The sequence below is a fragment of the Enterobacter sp. ECC-175 genome (assembly GCF_043968675.1).
Classification (GTDB): Bacteria; Pseudomonadota; Gammaproteobacteria; order Enterobacterales; family Enterobacteriaceae; genus Enterobacter.
This window is the reverse complement of sequence record NZ_CP143776.1, coordinates 620,572-643,536: the sequence shown is the minus strand read 5'-3', so window position 1 is coordinate 643,536 and position 22,965 is coordinate 620,572. Positions and strand designations below refer to the sequence as shown.

The following is a 22,965-nucleotide window of genomic DNA, read 5'->3' as shown; positions in this document are numbered from 1 at the left end:
GAGACGGCAGAAGTTCAGTGTTCAGGCGAGGAGAAGGCGTTGAAGTCCAGGAAAGAGGTTGCCTCGGCGACCATGAAAGACGTTGCCCAGAAAGCAAACGTATCTACGGCAACCGTGTCCCGCGCATTGATGAACCCGGACAAAGTCTCCCAGGCGACCCGTAATCGGGTAGAGCAGGCGGCGCTGGAGGTGGGCTATTTCCCGCAGGCGATGGGGCGTAACGTCAAGCGCAACGAGTCGCGGACCATTCTGGTGATTGTCCCGGACATCTGCGATCCCTTCTTTAGCGAAATTATTCGCGGCATCGAAGTTACCGCCGCCGAACAAGGCTATCTGGTGCTGATTGGCGATTGCGCCCACCAGAACCAGCAGGAAAAAACCTTCATCGACCTGATCATCACCAAGCAAATTGACGGCATGCTGCTGCTCGGTTCGCGCCTGCCGTTCGATGCGAGCATCGAAGAGCAGCGCAACTTACCGCCGATGGTAATGGCCAACGAGTTTGCGCCAGAGCTGGAATTGCCTACCGTCCATATCGATAACCTGACCGCCGCGTTTGACGCCGTCAATTACCTTCAGGAGCTGGGGCACAGGCGCATTGGCTGCATCGCCGGGCCGGAAGAGATGCCGCTGTGTCACTATCGCTTACAAGGCTACGTGCAGGCGCTGCGCCGTGCGGGCGCCACCGTTGACCCGCACTACATCGCCCGCGGCGATTTCACCTACGAAGCCGGCGGCATGGCGCTGGAAAAACTGCTGGCGCTGCCGCAGCCGCCAACGGCGGTGTTCTGCCACAGCGATATCATGGCGCTGGGCGCCTTATCGTATGCCAAGCGCCGCGGCCTGCGCGTGCCGGAAGACCTGTCCATCATTGGTTTCGACAATATTTCGCTTTCTGAATTTTGCGATCCGCCGCTCTCAACCGTTGCGCAACCGCGCTACAAAATTGGCCGCGAAGCCATGCTGCTTCTGCTGGATCAGCTTCAGGGTCAAACAGTTAGCAGCGGTTCGCGTTTGCTGGACTGCGAGCTAATAGTGCGCGGCTCCACCCGGGCATTGCCTTAAAGTAAATACCTTTCAGACTCCCGTATCTGGTCAAAGGCCCGCCGCTTAAGTAACATGGCGGGCTGACAACGAATAAATACAGCGAAACGATAGTGGCACAACGAGATTATGTACGTCGCGGCCAGCCGGCACCTTCGCGACGCAAAAAGAGTAGCCCAAGGAAAAAGCAGAGCAGCCTGCCTTCTGTCTCTCCGGCAATGGTCGCCATCGCTGCGGCTGTCCTGGTGGCCTTTATCGGTGGTCTTTACTTTATTACGCACCATAAGAAAGAAGAGTCCGAAGCGCTGCAGGGTAATAAAGTGGTCGGAAACGGGCTGCCGCCAAAGCCGGAGGAACGCTGGCGCTACATCAAAGAGCTGGAAAGCCGCCAGCCTGGCGTGCGTGCGCCTACCGAGCCGTCTGCCGGTGGCGAGGTGAAGAACGCCAATCAGCTGACCGACGAGCAGCGCCAGCTGCTGGCCCAGATGCAGGCCGATATGCGCCAGCAGCCTACGCAGCTGAACGAAGTGCCGTGGAACGAACAAACCCCGGCCCAGCGTCAGCAAACGCTTCAGCGCCAGCGTCAGGTGCAGCAGCAGGTTCAACAGCAGCAGTGGACGCAGACTCAGCCTGTGCAGCAGCCGCGTACCCAACCGCGCGCCGTCGAGCAGCCTTATCAGCAGCCGCAGCAGCAGACACGGACCGCTGCCTCTCAGCCCGTTCAGCAGCAGCCGAAAACGCAGCCGCAGAAACAGACGTCGCAGCCGTATCAGGATCTGCTGCAGACGCCTGCGCACACGACCGCCCAGCAGCCTAAGACGCAGCCGGCCGCTCCGGTCACGAAAGAGACCGAAGCGCCGAAGCAGACGGCTGAGAAAAAAGACGAACGCCGCTGGATGGTTCAGTGCGGTTCATTTAAGGGCGCGGAGCAGGCCGAAACGGTGCGTGCTCAGCTGGCGTTTGAAGGGTTTGATTCACGCATCACCACCAATAACGGCTGGAATCGCGTGGTGATTGGCCCGGTCAAAGGCAAAGAAAATGCGGACGGAACGATTTCCCGTCTGAAGGTCGCCGGCCACACAAACTGCATTCGACTCGCCTCCGGGGGTTGAAACCCCCAAAATCCCCCCCATCTATCATTCTATTCAGCCCTGAGCACAGGCTCAGGGCGTCTGTTTCCCGATTCTGTAACCAGGGGGTCTGCTCGTGACAACAATAGTAAGTGTACGCCGTAACGGCCAGGTGGTAATTGCCGGGGACGGCCAGGCCACGCTGGGTAATACCGTCATGAAAGGTAACGTGAAGAAAGTCCGTCGTCTTTATAATGACAAAGTAATCGCCGGCTTCGCGGGCGGTACAGCGGACGCCTTTACGCTGTTTGAACTGTTTGAACGCAAGCTTGAAATGCACCAGGGTCATCTGGTGAAAGCCGCCGTTGAGCTGGCGAAAGACTGGCGTACCGATCGCATGCTGCGCAAGCTCGAAGCGCTGCTGGCGGTGGCGGATGAGAACGCCTCGCTGATTATCACCGGTAATGGTGACGTCGTGCAGCCAGAAAACGATCTGATTGCTATCGGCTCCGGTGGCCCGTATGCCCAGGCTGCTGCCCGCGCGCTGTTGGAAAATACCGACATGAACGCGCGCGATATCGCGGTGAAAGCGTTGGATATTGCAGGTGATATCTGCATCTATACCAACCACAACCACACCATCGAAGAATTACCGTCTAAAGCGTAAGGATCTCCCATGTCTGAAATGACCCCACGCGAAATTGTCAGCGAACTGAATAAACACATTATCGGCCAGGATAACGCCAAGCGTTCCGTGGCCATCGCGTTGCGTAATCGCTGGCGCCGCATGCAGCTGGATGAAGAGCTGCGCCACGAAGTCACGCCGAAAAATATTCTGATGATCGGCCCGACCGGCGTCGGTAAAACCGAAATTGCCCGCCGTCTGGCGAAGCTGGCGAACGCGCCGTTCATCAAAGTTGAAGCCACCAAGTTCACCGAAGTGGGCTATGTGGGTAAAGAAGTGGATTCCATCATCCGCGATCTCACCGATTCGGCGATCAAAATGGTGCGCGTTCAGGCCATTGAGAAAAACCGCTACCGTGCGGAAGAGATGGCGGAAGAGCGCATTCTCGACGCCCTGATCCCACCGGCAAAAAATAACTGGGGCCAGGCTGAACAGCAGGCCGAGCCGTCTGCGGCGCGCCAGGCGTTCCGCAAAAAGCTGCGCGAAGGCGAGCTGGACGACAAAGAGATTGAGATCGATCTCGCCGCCGCGCCGATGGGCGTAGAGATCATGGCGCCTCCCGGCATGGAAGAAATGACCAGCCAGCTGCAGTCCATGTTCCAGAACCTGGGCGGCCAGAAGCAAAAAGCGCGTAAGCTGAAAATCAAAGACGCGATGAAGCTGCTGATTGAAGAAGAAGCGGCGAAGCTGGTGAACCCGGAAGAGCTGAAGCAGGATGCTATCGACGCGGTTGAGCAGCACGGCATCGTGTTCATCGACGAAATCGACAAAATTTGTAAGCGCGGCGGCAACAGCTCCGGCCCGGACGTGTCCCGTGAAGGCGTTCAGCGCGACCTGCTGCCGCTGGTTGAAGGCTGCACCGTCTCCACGAAGCACGGTATGGTGAAAACGGACCACATTCTGTTTATCGCTTCGGGTGCGTTCCAGGTTGCCAGCCCGTCTGACCTGATCCCGGAACTGCAGGGTCGTCTGCCGATCCGCGTTGAGCTGCAGGCACTGACCACCGAAGATTTCGAACGCATCCTGACCGAGCCAAACGCTTCTGCTACCGTACAGTACAAAGCGCTGATGGCGACCGAAGGCGTGAACCTGGAGTTCACCGAAGACGGTATCAAACGTATCGCTCAGGCCGCATGGCAGGTCAACGAAACGACCGAAAACATCGGTGCGCGTCGTCTGCACACCGTGCTGGAACGCCTGGTGGAGGATATCTCTTATGATGCGAGCGACCTTAACGGTCAAACCATTACCATTGACGCTGAATATGTGAGCAAACATCTTGATGCGTTAGTGGCAGATGAAGATCTGAGCCGTTTTATCCTATAATCGCGGTTACTGCATTTTCATCACTGTTGATGGGGGCTAATGCCCCCATTTTTATTGGCTAAATATAAGATGACTGATATCAGCCGTACTCAGGCGTGGCTTGAAAGCCTGCGCCCTAAAACGCTTCCTCTGGCCTTTGCTGCCATTGTTGTTGGCACCGCGCTTGCCTGGTGGCAGGGGCATTTCGATCCGCTGGTCGCCGGGCTGGCGCTGGTGACCGCCGGTCTGCTGCAAATTCTGTCGAACCTCGCGAACGATTACGGCGATGCGGTGAAAGGCAGCGACAAGCCTGACCGCATCGGGCCGCTGCGCGGGATGCAAAAAGGCGTTATTACCCAGGCGCAGATGAAGCGCGCCCTGATTATCACCGTGGTGCTGATCTGCCTGTCCGGGCTGGCGCTGGTGACGGTGGCGTCTAAAACCACAAGCGATTTCATTGGCTTCCTGGTGCTGGGGCTGCTCGCCATCATCGCGGCGATCACCTATACCGTCGGCACGCGGCCTTACGGCTACATCGGCCTGGGCGATATTTCGGTGCTGGTCTTCTTCGGCTGGCTCAGCGTGATGGGAAGCTGGTACCTGCAGGCGCATACGGTGATCCCGGCCCTCTTCCTGCCCGCGACGGCGTGCGGCCTGCTGGCGACGGCGGTGCTTAACATCAATAACCTGCGCGACATCGACAGCGACCGTGAGAACGGCAAAAACACGCTGGCGGTACGCCTGGGGCCTGTCAACGCCCGCCGCTACCACGCCTGCCTGCTGATAGGGGCGCTGGTCTGCCTGGCGCTGTTTAACCTGATTTCCCTGCACAGCCTGTGGGGCTGGCTGTTTGTGCTTGCCGCGCCGCTGCTGGTAAAACAGGCGCGTTTTGTAATGCGTGAACTCAGCCCGGCGGCAATGCCCCCGATGCTGGAAAGAACGGTGAAAGGCGCGCTGCTGACTAACCTGTTGTTCGTCATTGGGATTGTGTTAAGCCAAACGCTAAGTTAGCTGACAAATATCAATTAACAATTGATGATTTTGCCAACAATGCATTTCGCACGATATACTGAACACATTCGCAGCAATAGAGCGTTAAACCTATGAAATACGATACCTCCGAGCTTTGTGACATCTACCAGGAAGATGTCAACGTCGTTGAACCGCTGTTCTCCAACTTTGGTGGGCGGTCGTCGTTTGGCGGACAAATCATCACGGTAAAATGTTTCGAGGATAACGGCTTGCTGTACGATCTCCTTGAACAGAACGGCCGTGGCCGCGTTCTGGTGGTCGACGGCGGGGGTTCTGTGCGCCGGGCATTAATTGATGCTGAACTCGCCGGCATTGCCGTTCAGAACGAGTGGGAAGGCATTGTGGTTTACGGCTCGGTGCGCCAGGTGGACGATCTTGAAGACCTGGATATCGGCATTCAGGCGATTGCGGCCATTCCGGTCGGCGCCGCGGGTGACGGCATCGGCGAAAGCGACGTCCGCGTGAATTTCGGCGGCGTGACCTTCTTCTCCGGCGACCATCTCTATGCCGACAATACCGGGATTATCCTTTCCGAGGATGCGCTGGATATTGAGTAATACGCCGCTTCCCCGCCATTAAACGTGAAGCATAAAAAAAGCCGGGTGGCGGCTTCGCCTTACCCGGCCAATTCAGTTAATCCCCAAGGGAATTACACTTCTTCCATACGTCCCAGCAGCGCCTGCAGGCGATCCTGCCAGCCATTCTGCTGTTCGCGCAGCTGGTTGTTTTCGCGCTCCAGCTCTTCACGGCCGTGCTGTGCGTTCTGAACTTCCTGCGCGAGGCTGTTGTTCTTCTCTTTCAGCTCTTCAATTTCCATCTGCAGCAGGGTGATGGTGTCGATCGCCTGCTGTACTTTCGATTCCAGTTTCTCAAACACTTCTAAAGACATGATGCTACCTCTCCTGAATTGCAAGGCGACGCTTTAACGTAAACGCGCACGACATATACGACGATTGTATGGAGCGCGGCGCTCTCTGTCCAGCGGCACGCCGCGCAGATCGCGGTTTGCAACACTTTTCAGCCTCGTCCTGGTGCGTTCGCGACATATACCCCTAAATTGTTAACTCTTCGGTTAATGAAATGATTCAGCTCACATTTCGGTACTGGTGCAAAAACGCGCTTTATGGCGCGAAAACGCTCATTTTATTGACGCAGACCACACATTTTGATTTCGATATTTCTCGTTTTTGCTCGTTAACGATAAATTAACACTATGTCTACAGGACATCGTGGCTGTCACGGGCTACCACGCTAACAATAAACCTTCATCTTTCTTCAGGATTCCGATTATGAGTCAGACATCAACCTTAAAAGGCCAGTGCATTGCCGAGTTCCTTGGTACCGGGTTGTTGATTTTCTTCGGAGTGGGCTGTGTCGCAGCACTGAAAGTCGCGGGCGCGTCTTTTGGTCAATGGGAAATCAGTATCATCTGGGGTCTGGGAGTGGCGATGGCCATCTACCTGACCGCAGGGGTTTCCGGCGCACATCTTAACCCGGCGGTCACCATCGCGTTGTGGCTGTTCGCATGCTTTGACGGACGCAAAGTTGCGCCATTCATCATCTCTCAGTTTGCCGGCGCGTTTTGCGCAGCGGCGTTAGTTTACGGGCTTTATTACAATCTTTTCATCGACTACGAACAGACGCATCATATGGTGCGCGGCAGTGTCGAAAGTCTTGATCTGGCAGGTATATTCTCAACATATCCAAACCCGCATATCAATTTTGTGCAGGCGTTCGCAGTTGAAATGGTCATTACCGCTATTCTGATGGGCGTCATTATGGCTCTGGGCGATGATGGCAACGGCATTCCGCGCGGCCCGCTGGCGCCGCTGCTGATTGGCCTGCTGATCGCGGTGATCGGTGCCTCCATGGGGCCACTGACCGGCTTTGCGATGAACCCGGCGCGCGATCTGGGTCCAAAAACCTTCGCCTTCTTTGCAGGATGGGGCGACGTCGCCTTCACCGGCGGCAAAGACATTCCTTACTTCCTGGTCCCGCTGTTCGGACCAATCGTAGGGGCAGCGCTGGGCGCATTCGGCTATCGCAAATTAATTGGTCGCCACTTACCGTGCGACACCTGTGTGGAAGAAGAGAAGGAAACAACCTCTACCGCACAACAAAAAGCTTCGCTGTAATCTGACTACGGGACACATACCATGACCGAAAAAAAATACATTGTTGCGCTCGACCAGGGCACTACCAGCTCCCGCGCCGTCGTAATGGATCATGACGCGAACATCGTCAGCGTGTCACAGCGTGAATTTGAGCAAATTTACCCGCGTCCAGGCTGGGTAGAACACGACCCGATGGAGATCTGGGCGTCGCAAAGCTCCACCCTGGTGGAAGTGCTGGCGAAAGCCGATATCAGCTCCGACGAGATTGCCGCCATCGGCATCACCAACCAGCGTGAAACCACCGTTGTCTGGGAACGTGAAACCGGCAAGCCGATTTATAACGCCATCGTCTGGCAGTGCCGCCGTACCGCAGAAATCTGCGAAAAGCTGAAGCGTGACGGGATGGAAGAGTATATCCGCAGCGCAACCGGCCTGGTCATCGACCCGTATTTCTCCGGCACTAAGGTGAAGTGGATCCTCGATCACGTGGAAGGCTCGCGCGAACGCGCAAAACGCGGTGAGCTGCTGTTCGGTACGGTGGATAGCTGGCTTATCTGGAAGATGACCCAGGGCCGCGTTCACGTCACCGACTACACCAACGCCTCGCGCACCATGCTGTTCAACATCAACACCCTGGAGTGGGACGACAAGATGCTGGACGCGCTGGACATCCCGCGCGCCATGCTGCCCGACGTGCGTAAATCTTCTGAAGTGTACGGCCAGACCAACATCGGCGGTAAAGGCGGCACGCGTATTCCTATCGCCGGTATCGCCGGTGACCAGCAGGCGGCGCTGTTCGGCCAGCTGTGCGTCAAGGAAGGGATGGCGAAAAACACCTACGGCACCGGCTGCTTTATGCTGATGAACACCGGCGAGAAAGCGGTGAAATCAGAAAACGGCCTGCTGACCACCATCGCCTGCGGCCCGCGCGGCGAAGTGAACTATGCCCTGGAGGGCGCGGTATTCATGGCAGGCGCATCTATTCAGTGGCTGCGCGACGAGATGAAGCTGATCAGCGACGCGTTTGACTCCGAGTACTTCGCTACCAAAGTCAAGGACACCAACGGCGTGTACGTGGTACCGGCGTTCACCGGCCTGGGCGCACCGTACTGGGACCCGTACGCCCGCGGCGCCATTTTTGGCCTGACGCGCGGCGTGAACTCGAACCACATCATTCGCGCCACTCTGGAATCCATCGCCTACCAGACGCGCGACGTGCTGGAAGCGATGCAGGCCGACTCCGGCATTCGTCTGCACGCCCTGCGCGTGGACGGCGGCGCGGTCGCCAACAATTTCCTGATGCAGTTCCAGTCCGACATTCTGGGCACCCGCGTTGAGCGCCCTGAAGTGCGCGAAGTGACGGCGCTGGGCGCGGCGTACCTTGCCGGTCTGGCGGTAGGCTTCTGGCAGAACCTGGACGAGCTGCAGGAAAAAGCGGTCATCGAACGCGAGTTCCGCCCGGGCATCGAAACCACCGAGCGCAACTACCGCTACAGCGGCTGGAAGAAAGCGGTGAAACGCGCCCTGGCGTGGGAAGAGCACGACGAGTAAGAAAACCTCCCCCCTCACCCCGGCCCTCTCCCCTTTTGGGAGAGGGTGTTTTTTAGTCCCCTCGCCCCTTTGGGGAGAGGGTTAGGGTGAGGGGCCAGACCGCCCCCCCTTCCCCCTCTCCACTCTGTGATAAACTTCGTGCAATTCCTTTTGACTGCACGAGTACCCCATGAAACGTGAACTTGCTATCGAATTTTCCCGCGTGACCGAAGCCGCCGCGCTGGCCGGCTATAAATGGTTAGGCCGTGGCGACAAAAATACCGCAGACGGCGCGGCCGTCCACGCCATGCGCATTGTGCTTAACCAGGTCAACATCGACGGTACCATCGTGATTGGCGAAGGCGAGATCGACGAAGCGCCGATGCTCTACATCGGCGAAAAAGTCGGCACGGGCAAAGGCGACGCCGTGGATATCGCGGTCGACCCGATTGAAGGCACGCGCATGACGGCGATGGGTCAGGCCAACGCGCTGGCGGTGCTGGCCGTGGGCGATAAAGGCTGCTTCCTCAACGCGCCGGATATGTACATGGAAAAGCTGATCGTCGGCCCCGGCGCGAAAGGTGCTATCGACCTCAGCCTGCCGCTGGACGAGAACCTGCGCAACGTTGCCGCGGCGCTGGGTAAGCCCCTTAGCGAACTCACCGTCACCATTCTGGCCAAGCCGCGCCACGACGCCACCATCGCGCAGATGCAGCAGCTTGGCGTGCGCGTGTTTGCGATCCCTGACGGCGACGTCGCCGCCTCGATTCTGACCTGCATGCCGGACAGCGAAGTAGACGTCCTTTACGGCATCGGCGGCGCGCCGGAGGGCGTCGTCTCTGCCGCGGTGATCCGCGCGCTGGATGGCGACATGCAGGCCAGGCTGCTGGCGCGACACGACGTCAAAGGCGACAGCGAAGAGAACCGCCGTATCGGCGAGCAGGAGCTGGCGCGCTGTGCAGAAATGGGCATTGAGGCCAATAAGGTCCTCGCGCTTAACGAGATGGCCCGCAGCGACAACGTTGTCTTCTCCGCGACCGGCATCACCAAAGGCGACCTGCTGGACGGCATCACCCGCAAAGGCAACATGGCGACCACCGAAACGCTGCTGATCCGCGGTAAATCACGCACCATCCGCCGCATCCAGTCTATCCACTATCTCGACCGCAAAGACCCGGACGTGCAGACGCACATTCTGTAAAACCGTTTGATCGATAGAGCTTTCCGGCCCGAACGGGCTGGAAATTATCACCACAAGTGCGGAAGATAGAACAGAGAAACAGCACAGGAGAAGATCATGGCGGACTGGGTAACAGGTAAAGTCACAAAGGTACAGTTCTGGACCGACGCGCTGTTTAGCCTCACCCTGCATGCTCCCGTCCATCCGTTCACGGCCGGGCAATTCGCGAAGCTGGGGCTGGACGTCGACGGCGAACGCGTGCAGCGCGCGTACTCTTACGTTAACGCGCCGGATAACCCGGACCTCGAGTTCTATCTTGTCACCGTACCGGAAGGTAAGCTCAGCCCGCGCCTTGCCGCGCTGAAACCGGGCGACGACGTGCAGATTGTGAGCGAAGCGGCAGGTTTCTTCGTGCTGGATGAAATTCCAGACTGCGACACGCTCTGGATGCTGGCCACCGGCACAGCCATCGGGCCATACCTGTCCATCCTGCAATACGGCAAGGATCTCGAGCGCTTTAAAAATATCGTGCTGGTTCACGCCGCGCGCTATGCCGCGGACTTAAGCTATCTGCCGCAGATGCAGGAGCTGGAACGGCAGTATGGCGGGAAGCTGAAGATTCAGACCGTGGTCAGCCGCGAAACCGCGGCGGGTTCGCTGACGGGGCGCGTACCGGCGCTGATTGAGAGCGGCGCGCTGGAAGCGGCGGTCGGCCTGCCGATGAATACCGAAACCAGCCACGTGATGCTGTGCGGTAACCCGCAGATGGTGCGAGACACGCAGCAGCTCCTGAAGGATACCCGGCAGATGACGAAGCACCTTCGCCGCCGTCCGGGCCATATGACCGCTGAACACTACTGGTAATCAGCGGAATTTCACCTCAAGGGTATCTTTACCGTACTTGTTTTCGCTCTGGGTGCCGACAAACGCGCCCAGATCGATAATTATCATCACGAAGATGATCGTTGGGGCCAGCAGCCCTACCACCCACGGCAGGATGGACGGCAGCATCGACCAGTTCCCGCCCACCAGCATCCACGCCAGAACGATCAGAAACGCCCACGCGCCGGAGCGGCCGCGATCGTGCAGGCGTTTAACCATCACCGCCGCCGTTGGCCACAGCAGGCAAACCAGCGCAAACGCCGCCGTCTGCGTGCTCAGCCAGGCATTATAGGCAACAACAAACAGCGCCAGCATGGCGACGATCCACGTCACCATCCAAATCCAGAAGTCACGGCGCCCAATACGCCCTTTGAATGAAAACAGCCACTGCTGTATGGTCATGTAAGGTTCCTTATTATCGTAGTGCGCGTATTTTACCCTGGAGTTGTGACCTTTTGACAAGCCGAGCATATATCGTTTTAATCATGAGCAGTTACGGTCAGGGGCATTATTGATGAAAAGTTCGGCACACCTTTTTTTCCTGTGTTTAGCCATGCTAAGCGCCAGCGTTTCTCTGCATGCCGCCGAAACGACCGCGCCGGCCACCGCCCCTTACCTTCTGGCGGGCGCGCCTTCGTTCGATCAATCCATTAGCCAGTTCCGCGAAGCCTTCAACGCGGCCAACCCAGCGCTGCCGCTGGACGAATTTCGCGCTATTGATACCGCACGGGATACGCCAACGCTGACGCGCGCGGCCAGCAAGATTAACGAGAATTTATACGCCTCCACCGCGCTTGAGCGTGGCACCTTAAAAATTAAAAGCATGCAGATAACCTGGCTGCCCATCCAGGGGCCGGAACAGAAAGCGGCGAAAGCCAAAGCGCTCGAGTACATGAGCGCGATGCTGCGGGCCTTTACCCCCGCGCTCACCAAAGTGCAAAGCCAGAAAAAGCTGCAAAAACTGCTGGCCGCCGGGAAAGGCAAACGCTACTACGCCGAAACGGAAGGTGCCATTCGCTATGTTGTGGCAGATAACGGCGAAAAGGGACTGACCTTCGCGGTTGAACCGATTAAGCTGGCGTTATCAGAGTCCCTTGGCGGGGCGAATTAATGACAAAAAGCAAAGCCTTTCAGGGGAAAATCTCTATACTGATTCACAGACCATGCTGCCCGACAGGGCGGCCATATTCCTTAATTCGCTAATTTAGCGTGGAGAATTGAAATGCGACATCCTTTAGTGATGGGTAACTGGAAACTGAACGGCAGCCGCCACATGGTAAACGAGCTGGTTGCTAACCTGCGTAAAGAGCTGGCTGGCGTAACGGGCTGTGCGGTTGCTATCGCGCCACCGGATATGTACCTGGACCTGGCTAAACGTGCCGCTGACGGCAGCCACATCGTGCTGGGCGCGCAGAACGTTGACGTTAACCTGTCTGGCGCATTCACCGGTGAAACCTCCGCTGAAATGCTGAAAGATATCGGCGCGAAATACATCATCATCGGCCACTCCGAGCGTCGCACCTACCACAAAGAATCTGACGAATTCATCGCGAAGAAATTCGCCGTTCTGAAAGAGCAGGGCCTGATCCCAGTGCTGTGCATCGGTGAAACCGAAGCGGAAAACGAAGCGGGCAAAACCGAAGAAGTGTGCGCACGTCAGATCGACGCGGTGCTGAAAACTCAGGGCGCGGCAGCGTTCGAAGGCGCGGTTATCGCTTACGAGCCAGTGTGGGCTATCGGTACCGGCAAATCAGCCACCCCAGCGCAGGCGCAGGCGGTTCACAAATTCATCCGTGACCACATTGCTAAAGCAGACGCGAAAGTGGCTGAGCAGGTAATCATTCAGTACGGCGGTTCTGTTAACGCGTCCAACGCTGCGGAGCTGTTCACCCAGCCGGACATCGACGGCGCGCTGGTAGGCGGCGCATCCCTGAAAGCGGACGCTTTCGCGGTGATCGTTAAAGCGGCAGAAGCGGCTAAACAGGCGTAATGCTGTTGTGGCGGGTGGCGCTTGCGCTTACCTGCCCTACGCTCTTCTCCCCCCTCTCCCTCGGGAGAGGGTTGGGAGGAGGGGAAACACCTCTCACCGAACTACACTTTTCCCAACACGCTAAACCACAGATAATTCAGCGGCAGCAGCACCAGCCAGGTCACGACCGCCAGCGCCAGACAGAGCACCATCCCCGCCTTTGCAGGCACTTTCCCTAGCCCCATCGCCACCACAATCGGCGACGCCTGATACGGCAGCAGCGGCGTGGAATACCCCAGCACCTGAATCATGATCGTTGAAAGCAGCGGGAAGCCGGTCGCGTCCGAGAAGCTCTGCGCCAGCGTGGTGTACAGCGCCGGCACGCCGTTGGCCGTCATGATGAAGTTAAGCGCCGTGGTGATCCCCGTCAGGGCGAGGAAGCTGGTAAACGGCCTGTCGGCGTCCAGCGGCATAATCTGAAGCAGCGCTTCGCCTACCGCCGCGCCAATGCCGGTTTGCGTCACCGTAATCGCCAGCCCGAGAATACCCGCCACGTAAATACAGGTGCGCATATTCACGCCCGCCGAGAACTCTTCCCCGGAGATAAAGCCAATTCGCGGCAGCATCACGACGATCGACGCCGCCAGCCCCGTCCAGGCGGGCCCAACGCCGTGCCAGCTCTCCGTCACCCACATCATCAGCACCACCGCCAGCAGCCAGGCCAGACGTTTTTCATCGCGCCCCATGGGTTCAGACGGTGCGACCTCTTTCGGCGGTTTTGGGCTGCCGGGGAACAGCCAGCAGATCAGGCCGATCAGAATTAATCCTTTAAGAATGCCGAGCACGGGCGTGTGCAGCAGCAGATAAGGCACGTAGTTGAGATGAATGCCGTACGACCCTTCCGCCGCGCCGCTCATGACAAGGTTAGGCACGTTGGCTGGCAGGATGGTGGCGGAGAGCTGGAAGGTGCCGAACCCGACGGCCAGCGCCAGGCCAAACCAGGCGCGCGAACCGTCGGCAATGCCCGCTCTTTTTGCCATCGCCGCGACGATGGGCATGAGTAGCGCAATGCGCCCCATGTTCGACGGCATGACAAACGCCAGCGCGTAGCTCAGCAGCACCACGCTCGCCACCATCATGAGCCAGGAATCGGTCAGTTTTGACGACAGCGCCCGCGCCGCCCTGTCCGCCAGGCCCGTTTTGCGGATCGCCACGCCCAGCACAAAGCCGCTGAACACCAGCCAGAACGCCGACGAGGCAAAGCCGCCGAAAATCACCTCCGGCGGGGCAATTTTGGCGGTCATCGCGGCCGTAAAGAACAACAGCGCGGTAATAAATTCCGGGAGCAGCGACGTCGCCCACAGCACGATAGTGACGCCGACGATCAGTGAGGGCAGGAACAGAGGGTGAGTAAGCCAGAGCGACATGCCTGTCTCCTGTAGATTTTTTCAGCAAGTCTACGGCGACAGGCAGGGCGAGTAAACGCTATTTATGGTGGGGTTACTTCAGGATATCGCATTGATGATCCTGTAATTCCCCGGCTGACGCACGGTTAAGCGCCAGTAAATTACGCTCGGTCGCCAGCAGGACAAACGAGCCGTCCGACTGCTGCGCCATTGCCAGGGCGAAGCGCCCCATGTGGTCGCGCGCTTCCGGCAGCTCTTCCGCCAGCATCATGAACGGGCTGCGCTGCACCAGCTCGGCTTCGGTCACGCGGCGCGCCAGGTATTCATGCCCTTCCAGGCCGCCGGGGAACGGCAGCCAGCGGGTGCTGATTTGCCCCTGGCCGGCATCCAGCTTTTCACGCACGTCCGGGCGCAGGCAGGAGATGTGAATATGGAAGTGGTTTTGCGAGCGTCCGGTTGGCGAGTTGATCGCCAGCGATACCGCGCTGTCGGGCACCGCCGCCCCGCGCTTGAGGCTCATAAAGCTGCGCGCCTGCCACGCCAGCCAGAAGAAGTTTGGCGTTTGAGGCTCGGTCAGCAGCGGGCTTTCGGTGCCGTTGATGCGGTATGTCGGCATCAGCAGATATTGCAGCGGCCCGTTGCGGTCTTTGAAGACAACGTATCCCGCATCCGGCTTCACCTGCGCACACGGCGCCGGGTTTTGGTTTTGCCGCTGGTTAGGCAGGCATTGATCGAGAACGATATGGCGCAGCGCATCCGAATTACCGCCTTTCAGCCAGTACCAGCCGCCGCCTGCAGCAACCACCATAACAATCAAAATCAGCAAGATTATCTTTTTCACAACGCGTTCCCTGTTTTCGTCCGAAGCGAAAGAGTAACGCAAAATGATGACCAAATAAAAACCCGGCGGATTTCTCACGCCGGGCCATTGCGCCATGCTCGATTATTGACCTAACGCTTGCTGATCTGGTCGAACGTCCCGCCGTTTGAGAAGTGCTCTTTCTGCGCTTTGGTCCAGCCGCCGAACTCTTCGTCAATGGTGAAAAGCTTCAGTTTCGGGAACTCGCCTTCGAACTTCTTCGCCACGGCCGGGTCGCGCGGGCGGTAGAAGTTCTTCGCCGCAATTTCCTGGCCTTCCGGCGAGTAGAGATACTTCAGGTAGGCTTCCGCCACCGCTTTGGTGTCTTTCTTCTCAACCACTTTATCGACGATGGAAACGGTAGGTTCCGCGAGGATAGACTCGCTTGGCGTCACGATCTCGAACTTGTCTTTACCCAGCTCGTTGGTTGCCAGCAGGGCTTCGTTTTCCCAGGCGATCAGCACGTCGCCGATGCCGCGCTCGACGAAGGTATTGGTTGCGCCGCGCGCGCCGGAGTCCAGCACTTCAACGTTTTTGAACAGCGCCTTCACGAACGCCTGCGCTTTTGCCTGATCGCCATTATTGTGGTGCAGCGCGTAGCCCCAGGCCGCCAGATAGTTCCAGCGCGCGCCGCCGGAGCTTTTCGGGTTCGGCGTAATCACCGACACGCCCGGCTTGATCAGATCGTTCCAGTCCTTAATCTGCTTCGGGTTGCCTTTACGCACCAGGAAAACGATGGTTGACGTGTAAGGCGCGGAGTTGTCCGGGAGGCGTTTGATCCAGTTTTTATCGATACGACCGCGCTCCGCAATGGCGTCCACGTCATAGGCTAGCGCCAGCGTTACCACGTCCGCTTCAATGCCGTTGATAACAGAGGTTGCCTGCTTGCCAGAGCCGCCGTGAGACTGGCGAATCACCACGTTATCGCCGGTTTCCTGTTTGTAGTGCGCCGCAAAGGCTTTGTTGTATTGGTCGTACAGCTCACGCGTCGGGTCGTACGACACGTTTAGTAACTGGATATCTTTTGCCAGCACGCTGGTCGATGCCAGCAATAATGTTAAACCCACGCCCCATTTATTCATCGCCCAGCTCTCTTGTGCAGTGTTTTGATGAATGCAGCGTGCCAGAAACGGAATCGATGATTAAAGAATAAAAAAAGATTGGCTATAACGTGGTGGAATAAAAACGGCGTGAGCGGCCAGTAGCCCTAACCCCAACCCTCACTCACGTGGGTGGGAGCAAACATAAAAAAACGGTAACTCAAGGGTTACCGTTTTGCATTTACCTTGCCGCCACCGGGCAACGGAGGCAATCAGTACAGTTTTTTCGCGCAGTCCAGCCAGTCACCTTTGAACGGACGCTTCATGTTTTCAATGGCGTCGATGATGTCATGGTGAACCAGTTTTTCGTTCTGAATACCGACGCAGCGGCCGCCGTGGCCTTCCAGCAGCAGTTCGATAGCGTACGCGCCCATGCGAGACGCCAGGATGCGGTCGTATGGACCCGGGGAACCGCCGCGCTGAATGTGGCCCAGAACGGTCGCGCGGGTTTCGCGCTTGGTTTCAGCTTCGATGTACTTCGCCAGCTCGTCTACGTCACAGATGTGCTCGGTAATCGCTACGATGGCGTGTTTCTTACCTTTTGCGATGCCCGCTTTGATTTCAGCCACCAGGTCTTCACGGCTAAATTCAACTTCCGGCACCACGATGAACTCGCAGCCGCCGGCAATGGCCGCGGCAAGCGTCAGGTCACCACAGTAGCGGCCCATCACTTCAACGATGGAGATACGCTGGTGAGAAGAAGAGGTGTCGCGCAGGCGGTCAATCGCTTCAACAACAGTGCCCAGCGCGGTGAAGAAACCGATGGTGTAGTCGGTGCCTTTGATGTCGTTGTCGATGGTGCCCGGCAGACCGATGCACGGGAAGCCCATTTCAGTCAGACGTTTTGCACCCATGTAAGAACCGTCACCGCCGATAACGACCAGCGCATCGAGGCCACGTTTTTTCATGTTTTCGATAGCCACTTCGCGAACGCGTTCGTCACGGAATTCCGGGAAGCGCGCAGAGCCGAGGAAGGTGCCGCCGCGGTTAATCATGTCAGAAACGCTGTAGCGGTCGAGTTGAACCATACGATCTTCGTACAGGCCCAGATAACCATCATAGATACCAAATACTTCCAGGCCTTCCGTTAGCGCTGCACGGACAACCCCACGAATTGCCGCATTCATGCCCGGCGCATCACCGCCGCTTGTCAACACACCGATTTTCTTAATCATGACTACCTCTGAACTTAGGAATGCAAAATTGAAATCTGTTGCCGGAAGAAACCGTTCGACCAACGAATACTGCAAATAGTATATCAATCACTTCCAGCTGAATTGATTCAGGTCAGACCAAATGGCGGTAATTTATACACAAAATGCTGGCCTGGCTCACTTTTTTACCACGTATTACAAAAGCTCAACATGTGCGGGTACAACCGAGCAGGGGTCCTGGTGAATAATGACGTCTGAACCAGGAAAACGCTGCAAAATCGCCTGCTCGACCTGCTCAGCAATAACGTGAGCCTGAACCAGCGGCAGGTTGTCTTCCATTTCTATGTGAATCTGAATAAAGCGGGTCGGCCCTGACTGCCGCGTTCGAAGATCGTGAGCACCGCTGACGCCGGGCCAGGAGGTCACGAGGGTAAAAATTTCATTCCGTTCTGCATCGGGAAGCGCGCGGTCAAGAAGCGATTGCACCGCCTCGTACCCCATCCGTAAGGCGCTATACAAAATATAGATCCCAATCCCTAACGCAAATAGCGCATCGGCCCGATGCCAGCCATACCAGGCTAAACCGAGCGCGATAAGAATAGCGCCGTTCATCATAACATCAGACTGATAATGAAGCATATCCGCCCGTACCGCCTGGCTTTGTGTTTTTCTTACCACCCAGCGCTGGAACGTTACCAGAACGAGTGTGCTAATAAGTGCAACGACGGTCACCGCCACGCCCACGCCAGGGTCGTTCATTGGCGTGGGGGATACCAGGTGCTGAATGCCGGTTAAAAACAGGAACAATGCGGAGCCGGAAACAAACATGCTCTGCGCCAGCGCGGCCAATGATTCCGCCTTTCCGTGGCCGAACGTATGTTCTTCATCCGCAGGCTGTAGCGAATAGCGCACCACCAGCAGGTTGGTGAGCGAGGCGGCAATATCGACAAGCGAATCCACCAGCGCCGCCAGAATACTGACCGAACCGGTATACCACCACGCAAAAATTTTAATGACTAGCAGGCACGACGCCATCACGGTCGCCGCCATTGCCGCCCGGCTTACCAGCCGTCCATAGGATTGATTCATAAACGCTCCTGTCATGCTATGGCGGTAGTATAACGGATGCGTAGGGGATCAAAGGATGAATAAACCGTTAACAAGGCTTAACGAAGGGCAAAAAAAACCCCCACATCATGTGGGGGAAGACAGGGATGGTGTCTATGGCAAGGAAAACAGGGTTTACTGGTTACTACGGGTGTTGCTATTGCTACTGAAAAGCGTCATATCTGAGCTTCGCTGCATCCGTGCAACCTCACGCAGCTGGTCCATTCGCTGCTGATGTTTTTCATTTAAAACCGCCTGCTGCTCGGGCGTTAGCAGCTGAAACATTTGGTTGCGCACTCTGGCCATTTCGACCTGACGTGCCACTTGTTCCTGCGCCATTTTTTCTGCCTGAGCGCGTACGGCGCTTTCATCAAAATTTTCTGCGGTGACAAGGCGATGCATTGTCTCCATTTCGCTAACATTAACAGGGGGCTTATCGTGTCTTGCCCTCTGCATCAGATCTCGCATCTGTTGACGCTGTTGTTCGGTTAAACTTATGCCGTCAAACATATGGATTTGGCTGCTGCTCTGCGAGGCACCCTCCGCTGAGGGACCGTTATCGCCGACTATCGTTACAGCAGCCTGGCTAAACGCACTGAATGCCAGCGTTGAGGCCATGACGGCAGCGGTAACTTTGCGCATCACTTGCTCCCAAAATCTTTCGTGTCGCGATTCAACGAGAGACAGTCTACGATTCAGGCTGCAAACATGCGTCAGGGGGTGTAAAACAACGTAAAGTCATGGATTAGATAGCCTTGATGTCGTAATTTCTGCCTCGGAGGTATTTAAACAATGAATAAAATCCTGTTAGTTGATGATGACCGAGAGCTCACATCCCTTTTAAAGGAGTTGCTCGACATGGAAGGTTTCAACGTTCTGGTCGCCCATGATGGCGAACAGGCGCTGAGTCTCCTTGACGACAGCATCGATCTGCTCTTGCTCGACGTCATGATGCCGAAGAAGAACGGCATTGATACGCTGAAAGAGCTTCGCCAGACACACCAGACCCCCGTTATCATGCTGACCGCGCGCGGCAGCGAGCTTGATCGCGTACTTGGCCTCGAGCTGGGCGCGGATGACTATTTACCGAAACCGTTCAACGACCGTGAGCTGGTTGCCCGTATTCGCGCAATCCTGCGTCGTTCTCACTGGAGCGAACAGCAGCAGAGCACGGACAACAGCTCACCGACGCTGGAAGTGGACTCCCTGAGCCTGAACCCGGGCCGCCAGGAAGCGAGCTTTGATGGCGAAACGCTGGAACTGACGGGCACCGAGTTTACCCTGCTGTATCTGCTGGCGCAGCACCTTGGCCAGGTGGTATCGCGTGAACATTTAAGCCAGGAAGTGCTGGGCAAACGCCTGACGCCGTTTGACCGCGCCATCGACATGCATATCTCTAACCTTCGCCGCAAGCTGCCGGAGCGCAAAGACGGTCATCCGTGGTTTAAAACGCTGCGCGGTCGCGGCTATCTGATGGTTTCCGCTTCATGATAGGAAGCTTAACCGCCCGCATCTTCGCCATTTTCTGGCTGACGCTGGCACTGGTTTTGATGCTCGTTTTAATGCTGCCAAAACTCGACTCACGCCAGATGACGGAGCTGCTCGACAGCGAGCAACGCCAGGGCGTGATGATCGAGCAGCACGTGGAAGCCGAGCTGGCAAACGACCCGCCAAACGATTTGATGTGGTGGCGCAGGCTGTTTCGCGCTATCGACAAGTGGGCACCGCCCGGACAACGCCTGCTGCTGGTGACCAGCGAAGGCCGCGTCATCGGCGCCGATCGCAATGAAATGCAGATTATCCGCAACTTTATCGGCCAGGCGGATAACGCCGATCACCCGCAGAAGAAGAAATACGGTCGGGTAGAAATGGTTGGCCCCTTCTCGGTCCGGGACGGGGAAGATAACTACCAGCTCTACCTGATTCGCCCTGCCAGCAATTCCCAGTCGGACTTTATCAATCTCCTGTTTGACCGCCCGCTTCTGCTGCTGATCGTCACGATGCTGGTCAGTTCGCCGCTGCTGCTATGGCTGGCGTGGAGCCTGGCGAAACCGGCGCGCAAGCTGAAAAATGCCGCAGACGAAGTGGCCCAGGGGAACCTGAGGCAGCATCCCGAGCTGGAAGCTGGACCGCAGGAGTTTCTCGCCGCAGGCACCAGTTTTAACCAGATGGTAAGCGCCCTAGACCGCATGATGACGGCGCAGCAGCGACTGCTGTCGGATATCTCCCACGAGCTGCGCACCCCGCTGACGCGGCTCCAGCTCGGCACCGCCCTGCTGCGTCGCCGCAGCGGCGAGAGCAAAGAGCTGGAGCGCATTGAAACGGAAGCCCATCGCCTGGACAGCATGATCAACGACCTGCTGGTCATGTCGCGCAATCAGCAGAAAAACGCGCTGGTGAGCGAAACGGTGAAAGCGAATCATCTGTGGCACGAGGTGCTGGACAACGCCGCGTTCGAAGCCGAGCAGATGGGCAAATCGTTCACCGTCAACTTCCCGCCGGGGCCATGGCCGCTGTACGGTAACCCTAACGCGCTGGAAAGCGCGCTGGAAAACATCGTGCGTAACGCCCTGCGCTACTCGCACACGAAGATTGAGGTGGCGTTCTCGGTGGATAAAGACGGGATCACCATCATCGTGGACGACGACGGTCCTGGCGTGAGTCCGGAAGATCGCGAGCAGATTTTCCGCCCGTTCTACCGTACCGACGAGGCGCGTGACCGCGAATCCGGCGGCACGGGGCTGGGGCTGGCGATTGTCGAAACCGCTATGCAGCAGCACCGCGGCTGGGTGAAAGCCGATGACAGTCCGCTGGGCGGCCTGCGGTTAACGCTGTGGCTGCCGCTGTATAAGCGTTCGTAGTTTTCCCCCTCACCCTAACCCTCTCCCTATAGGGGAGAGGGTTAGGGTGAGGGGCAGTTATCTCCCCCACAATCTCCGCGAATTATCCTCGATCTTGCCGCTAATCCGCCGCTTCTGCATCGTTCTGGTCCAGCTTGTCGAAAGCCCCGCCGCCGACAGCAGGCGATGGTACTGTTCATCGTCGAACGGCATATGCCAGGCAATCGCGCAGGCATCGTACACCGACACGTCGCTCAGGCGTGACGCCAGCTCAAGAGGCGCGTCCGCCGAAACCGGCCCCGCCTGCACCACGCGATAAAGCCAGCCGGTTTTGCCCGCGCTTTGCAGCTGGGCGGACATATCCGGAATGCCAAAATGGTAGTTGAGCTTAAAGCACGGCGAGCGCGGCTGCGTCACCTGAATCAGGGCGTCGCCCCAGCGGAAGATATCGCCGATAAAGACGTTCTTTTCGGTCAGCCCGTCGGTAGAGAGGTTCTCACCAAACGCGGGCGCGACAAACAGGTCCGCCTGCTCGGGAAACTCGCCTATCCAGTGCTGATAGTGCTCGCGTGGATAATGGCACAGCGCGCGATCGGGCCCGCCGTGGATTTTCTTCTCGGCCTGCTCGTCGCCCGCCAGCCCGAGATCGGTCAACGTCAGCTCGCCGTCGACCTGAATTTTAGCAATGGCGCTCGGGCGGCTGCCGTCGTAGTCCCTGACCTTGCCTGTAAACACGTTGACCGGGTAGTGCATATCTACTCCTTCAGATACAAAAAAAGCGAGTCATCAGACTCGCTTCTCACAGGCGTCAATGCAACCTTATTTTTTAGCGGCGAAACGCGCTGCGGCTTCGTCCCAGTTCACCACGTCCCAGAAGGCTTTGATGTAGTCCGGGCGGCGGTTCTGGAACTTCAGGTAGTAAGCGTGTTCCCACACGTCCAGGCCCAGGATAGGGAAACCGGAAGCGCCAGAGATAGCTTCACCCATCAGCGGGGAGTCCTGGTTAGCGGTTGAAACGACCGCCAGCTTGTCACCTTTCAGTACCAGCCACGCCCAGCCGGAGCCGAAACGGGTCGCAGCGGCTTTTTCGAATTCCGCTTTGAAGTTGTCAACGGAACCGAAGTCGCGCTCGATAGCCGCTTTCAGGTCGCCCTGCAGGGTAGTACCGGTTTTCAGCCCTTTCCAGAACAGGCTGTGGTTAGCGTGGCCGCCCGCGTTGTTACGCAGAACGGTTTTTTTGTCCGCTGGCAGCTGGTCCAGCTTGGTGATCAGCTCTTCAACCGGCAGATTAGCGAACTCTGGCAGGCTTTCCAGCGCGGCGTTCGCGTTGTTCACGTAGGTCTGGTGGTGTTTAGTGTGATGGATTTCCATCGTCTGCTTGTCGAAATGCGGTTCCAGTGCGTCGTAGGCATACGGCAGGGATGGCAGTGTATAACTCATAATCCTCTCCATTATTGTCGGGCGGCACAGCTGTTAATGCCGCGTAAGCAGTTGGTTCATTATAGTTAATTAAATGATATTGAAAATGATTATCAATGCCGTAGTTTTTATAAGGTTATTGAATTTTTGATCAATAGCGAAATTGTGAGTCTGCTCACGCGGTTAACGGGCTGATTGCCACCCGTGCCCCGGAGGCGGCAACCGCTTAAAGGTCATTAAATCGCCTAATTTTTACACTCATCGTGAGA

24 protein-coding genes are annotated in these 22,965 nt (G+C 57.3%); 14 read left to right on the top strand and 10 right to left on the bottom strand.

Features of this window, described 5'->3' with window-relative positions; genetic code table 11:
* Window positions 1–39: 39 nt before the first annotated feature.
* The 6 genes from cytR (at window position 40) to rraA (ending at window position 5,693) form a co-directional block, all read left to right on the top strand.
* A complete protein-coding gene (gene cytR, locus V1599_RS03155; protein ID WP_395301015.1) occupies window positions 40–1,065 on the top strand; it encodes a DNA-binding transcriptional regulator CytR in 1,026 nt (341 codons plus the stop codon).
* Between the two features lie 92 nt (window positions 1,066–1,157).
* The gene (gene ftsN / locus V1599_RS03150) at window positions 1,158–2,156 is read left to right on the top strand and encodes a cell division protein FtsN (protein ID WP_297119950.1); all 999 of its coding nucleotides are present in this window, start codon (window positions 1,158–1,160) and stop codon (window positions 2,154–2,156) included.
* Window positions 2,157–2,250: 94 nt separating this feature from the next.
* Complete coding sequence (gene hslV, locus V1599_RS03145) at window positions 2,251–2,781, top strand: ATP-dependent protease subunit HslV (protein ID WP_003862036.1); 531 nt, start codon at window positions 2,251–2,253, stop codon at window positions 2,779–2,781.
* Between the two features lie 9 nt (window positions 2,782–2,790).
* Window positions 2,791–4,125: an HslU--HslV peptidase ATPase subunit gene (hslU, locus tag V1599_RS03140; protein ID WP_112011860.1), complete on the top strand. Its 1,335-nt coding sequence runs from the start codon at window positions 2,791–2,793 to the stop codon at window positions 4,123–4,125.
* A 69-nt stretch (window positions 4,126–4,194) separates the two neighbouring features.
* Window positions 4,195–5,115: a 1,4-dihydroxy-2-naphthoate polyprenyltransferase gene (gene menA / locus V1599_RS03135; RefSeq protein WP_112011859.1), complete on the top strand. Its 921-nt coding sequence runs from the start codon at window positions 4,195–4,197 to the stop codon at window positions 5,113–5,115.
* A 92-nt stretch (window positions 5,116–5,207) separates the two neighbouring features.
* Entirely contained in the window at window positions 5,208–5,693 is a 486-nt protein-coding gene (rraA, locus tag V1599_RS03130) for a ribonuclease E activity regulator RraA (protein ID WP_042718157.1), read from the top strand.
* Window positions 5,694–5,785: 92 nt separating this feature from the next.
* Here the strand turns inward: rraA and zapB are convergent, their stop codons facing one another.
* Window positions 5,786–6,025 (bottom strand): septal ring assembly protein ZapB, encoded by a 240-nt coding sequence (gene zapB, locus V1599_RS03125; RefSeq protein WP_010436935.1) that lies wholly within the window; start codon window positions 6,023–6,025, stop codon window positions 5,786–5,788.
* Between the two features lie 400 nt (window positions 6,026–6,425).
* Between zapB and V1599_RS03120 the strand changes: the two genes are divergently transcribed.
* The 4 genes from V1599_RS03120 to fpr all read left to right on the top strand — a co-directional run bounded on the left by V1599_RS03120 (window position 6,426) and on the right by fpr (window position 10,824).
* Window positions 6,426–7,271 carry an MIP/aquaporin family protein gene (locus tag V1599_RS03120; RefSeq protein ID WP_112011858.1) on the top strand — a complete coding sequence of 282 codons (846 nt, stop codon included), beginning with the start codon at window positions 6,426–6,428 and terminating at the stop codon, window positions 7,269–7,271.
* A 21-nt stretch (window positions 7,272–7,292) separates the two neighbouring features.
* Window positions 7,293–8,801, top strand: coding sequence for a glycerol kinase GlpK (glpK, locus tag V1599_RS03115; RefSeq protein ID WP_395301014.1), 1,509 nt, complete (start codon window positions 7,293–7,295; stop codon window positions 8,799–8,801).
* A 169-nt stretch (window positions 8,802–8,970) separates the two neighbouring features.
* A complete protein-coding gene (gene glpX / locus V1599_RS03110) occupies window positions 8,971–9,981 on the top strand; it encodes a class II fructose-bisphosphatase (RefSeq protein WP_112012775.1) in 1,011 nt (336 codons plus the stop codon).
* Window positions 9,982–10,077: 96 nt separating this feature from the next.
* Window positions 10,078–10,824 (top strand): ferredoxin--NADP(+) reductase, encoded by a 747-nt coding sequence (gene fpr / locus V1599_RS03105; protein WP_112012773.1) that lies wholly within the window; start codon window positions 10,078–10,080, stop codon window positions 10,822–10,824.
* On the opposite strand, the gene V1599_RS03100 is transcribed toward fpr, so the two are convergent.
* Window positions 10,825–11,244 carry a DUF805 domain-containing protein gene (locus V1599_RS03100; RefSeq protein ID WP_395301013.1) on the bottom strand — a complete coding sequence of 140 codons (420 nt, stop codon included), beginning with the start codon at window positions 11,242–11,244 and terminating at the stop codon, window positions 10,825–10,827.
* A 112-nt stretch (window positions 11,245–11,356) separates the two neighbouring features.
* Here V1599_RS03100 and V1599_RS03095 point away from each other — a divergent pair, with 112 nt between their 5' ends.
* Window positions 11,357–11,953, top strand: coding sequence for a DUF1454 family protein (locus tag V1599_RS03095; protein ID WP_112012770.1), 597 nt, complete (start codon window positions 11,357–11,359; stop codon window positions 11,951–11,953).
* Window positions 11,954–12,064: 111 nt separating this feature from the next.
* Window positions 12,065–12,832: a triose-phosphate isomerase gene (gene tpiA / locus V1599_RS03090; RefSeq protein WP_006808674.1), complete on the top strand. Its 768-nt coding sequence runs from the start codon at window positions 12,065–12,067 to the stop codon at window positions 12,830–12,832.
* A gap of 101 nt (window positions 12,833–12,933) precedes the next feature.
* Here tpiA and V1599_RS03085 read toward each other — a convergent pair whose 3' ends face one another.
* From V1599_RS03085 to cpxP, 6 genes are all read right to left on the bottom strand, one after another.
* Window positions 12,934–14,238, bottom strand: a complete 1,305-nt coding sequence (locus V1599_RS03085; protein WP_395301012.1) for an SLC13 family permease — start codon at window positions 14,236–14,238, stop codon at window positions 12,934–12,936.
* 73 nt (window positions 14,239–14,311) lie between these two features.
* The gene (locus tag V1599_RS03080) at window positions 14,312–15,058 is read right to left on the bottom strand and encodes a CDP-diacylglycerol diphosphatase (protein WP_395301011.1); all 747 of its coding nucleotides are present in this window, start codon (window positions 15,056–15,058) and stop codon (window positions 14,312–14,314) included.
* A 110-nt stretch (window positions 15,059–15,168) separates the two neighbouring features.
* Window positions 15,169–16,158, bottom strand: a complete 990-nt coding sequence (locus V1599_RS03075; protein ID WP_395301010.1) for a sulfate ABC transporter substrate-binding protein — start codon at window positions 16,156–16,158, stop codon at window positions 15,169–15,171.
* 230 nt (window positions 16,159–16,388) lie between these two features.
* Window positions 16,389–17,351, bottom strand: a complete 963-nt coding sequence (gene pfkA / locus V1599_RS03070) for a 6-phosphofructokinase (RefSeq protein WP_112012764.1) — start codon at window positions 17,349–17,351, stop codon at window positions 16,389–16,391.
* A gap of 174 nt (window positions 17,352–17,525) precedes the next feature.
* Complete coding sequence (fieF, locus tag V1599_RS03065; protein WP_112012763.1) at window positions 17,526–18,419, bottom strand: CDF family cation-efflux transporter FieF; 894 nt, start codon at window positions 18,417–18,419, stop codon at window positions 17,526–17,528.
* A gap of 153 nt (window positions 18,420–18,572) precedes the next feature.
* Complete coding sequence (gene cpxP / locus V1599_RS03060) at window positions 18,573–19,079, bottom strand: cell-envelope stress modulator CpxP (RefSeq protein WP_112012761.1); 507 nt, start codon at window positions 19,077–19,079, stop codon at window positions 18,573–18,575.
* Between the two features lie 150 nt (window positions 19,080–19,229).
* Here cpxP and cpxR point away from each other — a divergent pair, with 150 nt between their 5' ends.
* Together cpxR and cpxA are read left to right on the top strand one after the other, a co-directional pair.
* The gene (gene cpxR / locus V1599_RS03055; RefSeq protein ID WP_112012759.1) at window positions 19,230–19,928 is read left to right on the top strand and encodes an envelope stress response regulator transcription factor CpxR; all 699 of its coding nucleotides are present in this window, start codon (window positions 19,230–19,232) and stop codon (window positions 19,926–19,928) included.
* Window positions 19,925–21,298 (top strand): envelope stress sensor histidine kinase CpxA, encoded by a 1,374-nt coding sequence (gene cpxA / locus V1599_RS03050; RefSeq protein WP_112012757.1) that lies wholly within the window; start codon window positions 19,925–19,927, stop codon window positions 21,296–21,298. The genes cpxR and cpxA overlap by 4 nt, the downstream gene beginning before the upstream one ends.
* Before the next feature lie 57 nt (window positions 21,299–21,355).
* Here the strand turns inward: cpxA and yiiM are convergent, their stop codons facing one another.
* Window positions 21,356–22,030: a 6-hydroxyaminopurine reductase gene (gene yiiM / locus V1599_RS03045; RefSeq protein ID WP_395301009.1), complete on the bottom strand. Its 675-nt coding sequence runs from the start codon at window positions 22,028–22,030 to the stop codon at window positions 21,356–21,358.
* 66 nt (window positions 22,031–22,096) lie between these two features.
* Entirely contained in the window at window positions 22,097–22,717 is a 621-nt protein-coding gene (sodA, locus tag V1599_RS03040) for a superoxide dismutase [Mn] (RefSeq protein WP_003861999.1), read from the bottom strand.
* Between the last annotated feature and the right edge of the window lie 248 nt (window positions 22,718–22,965).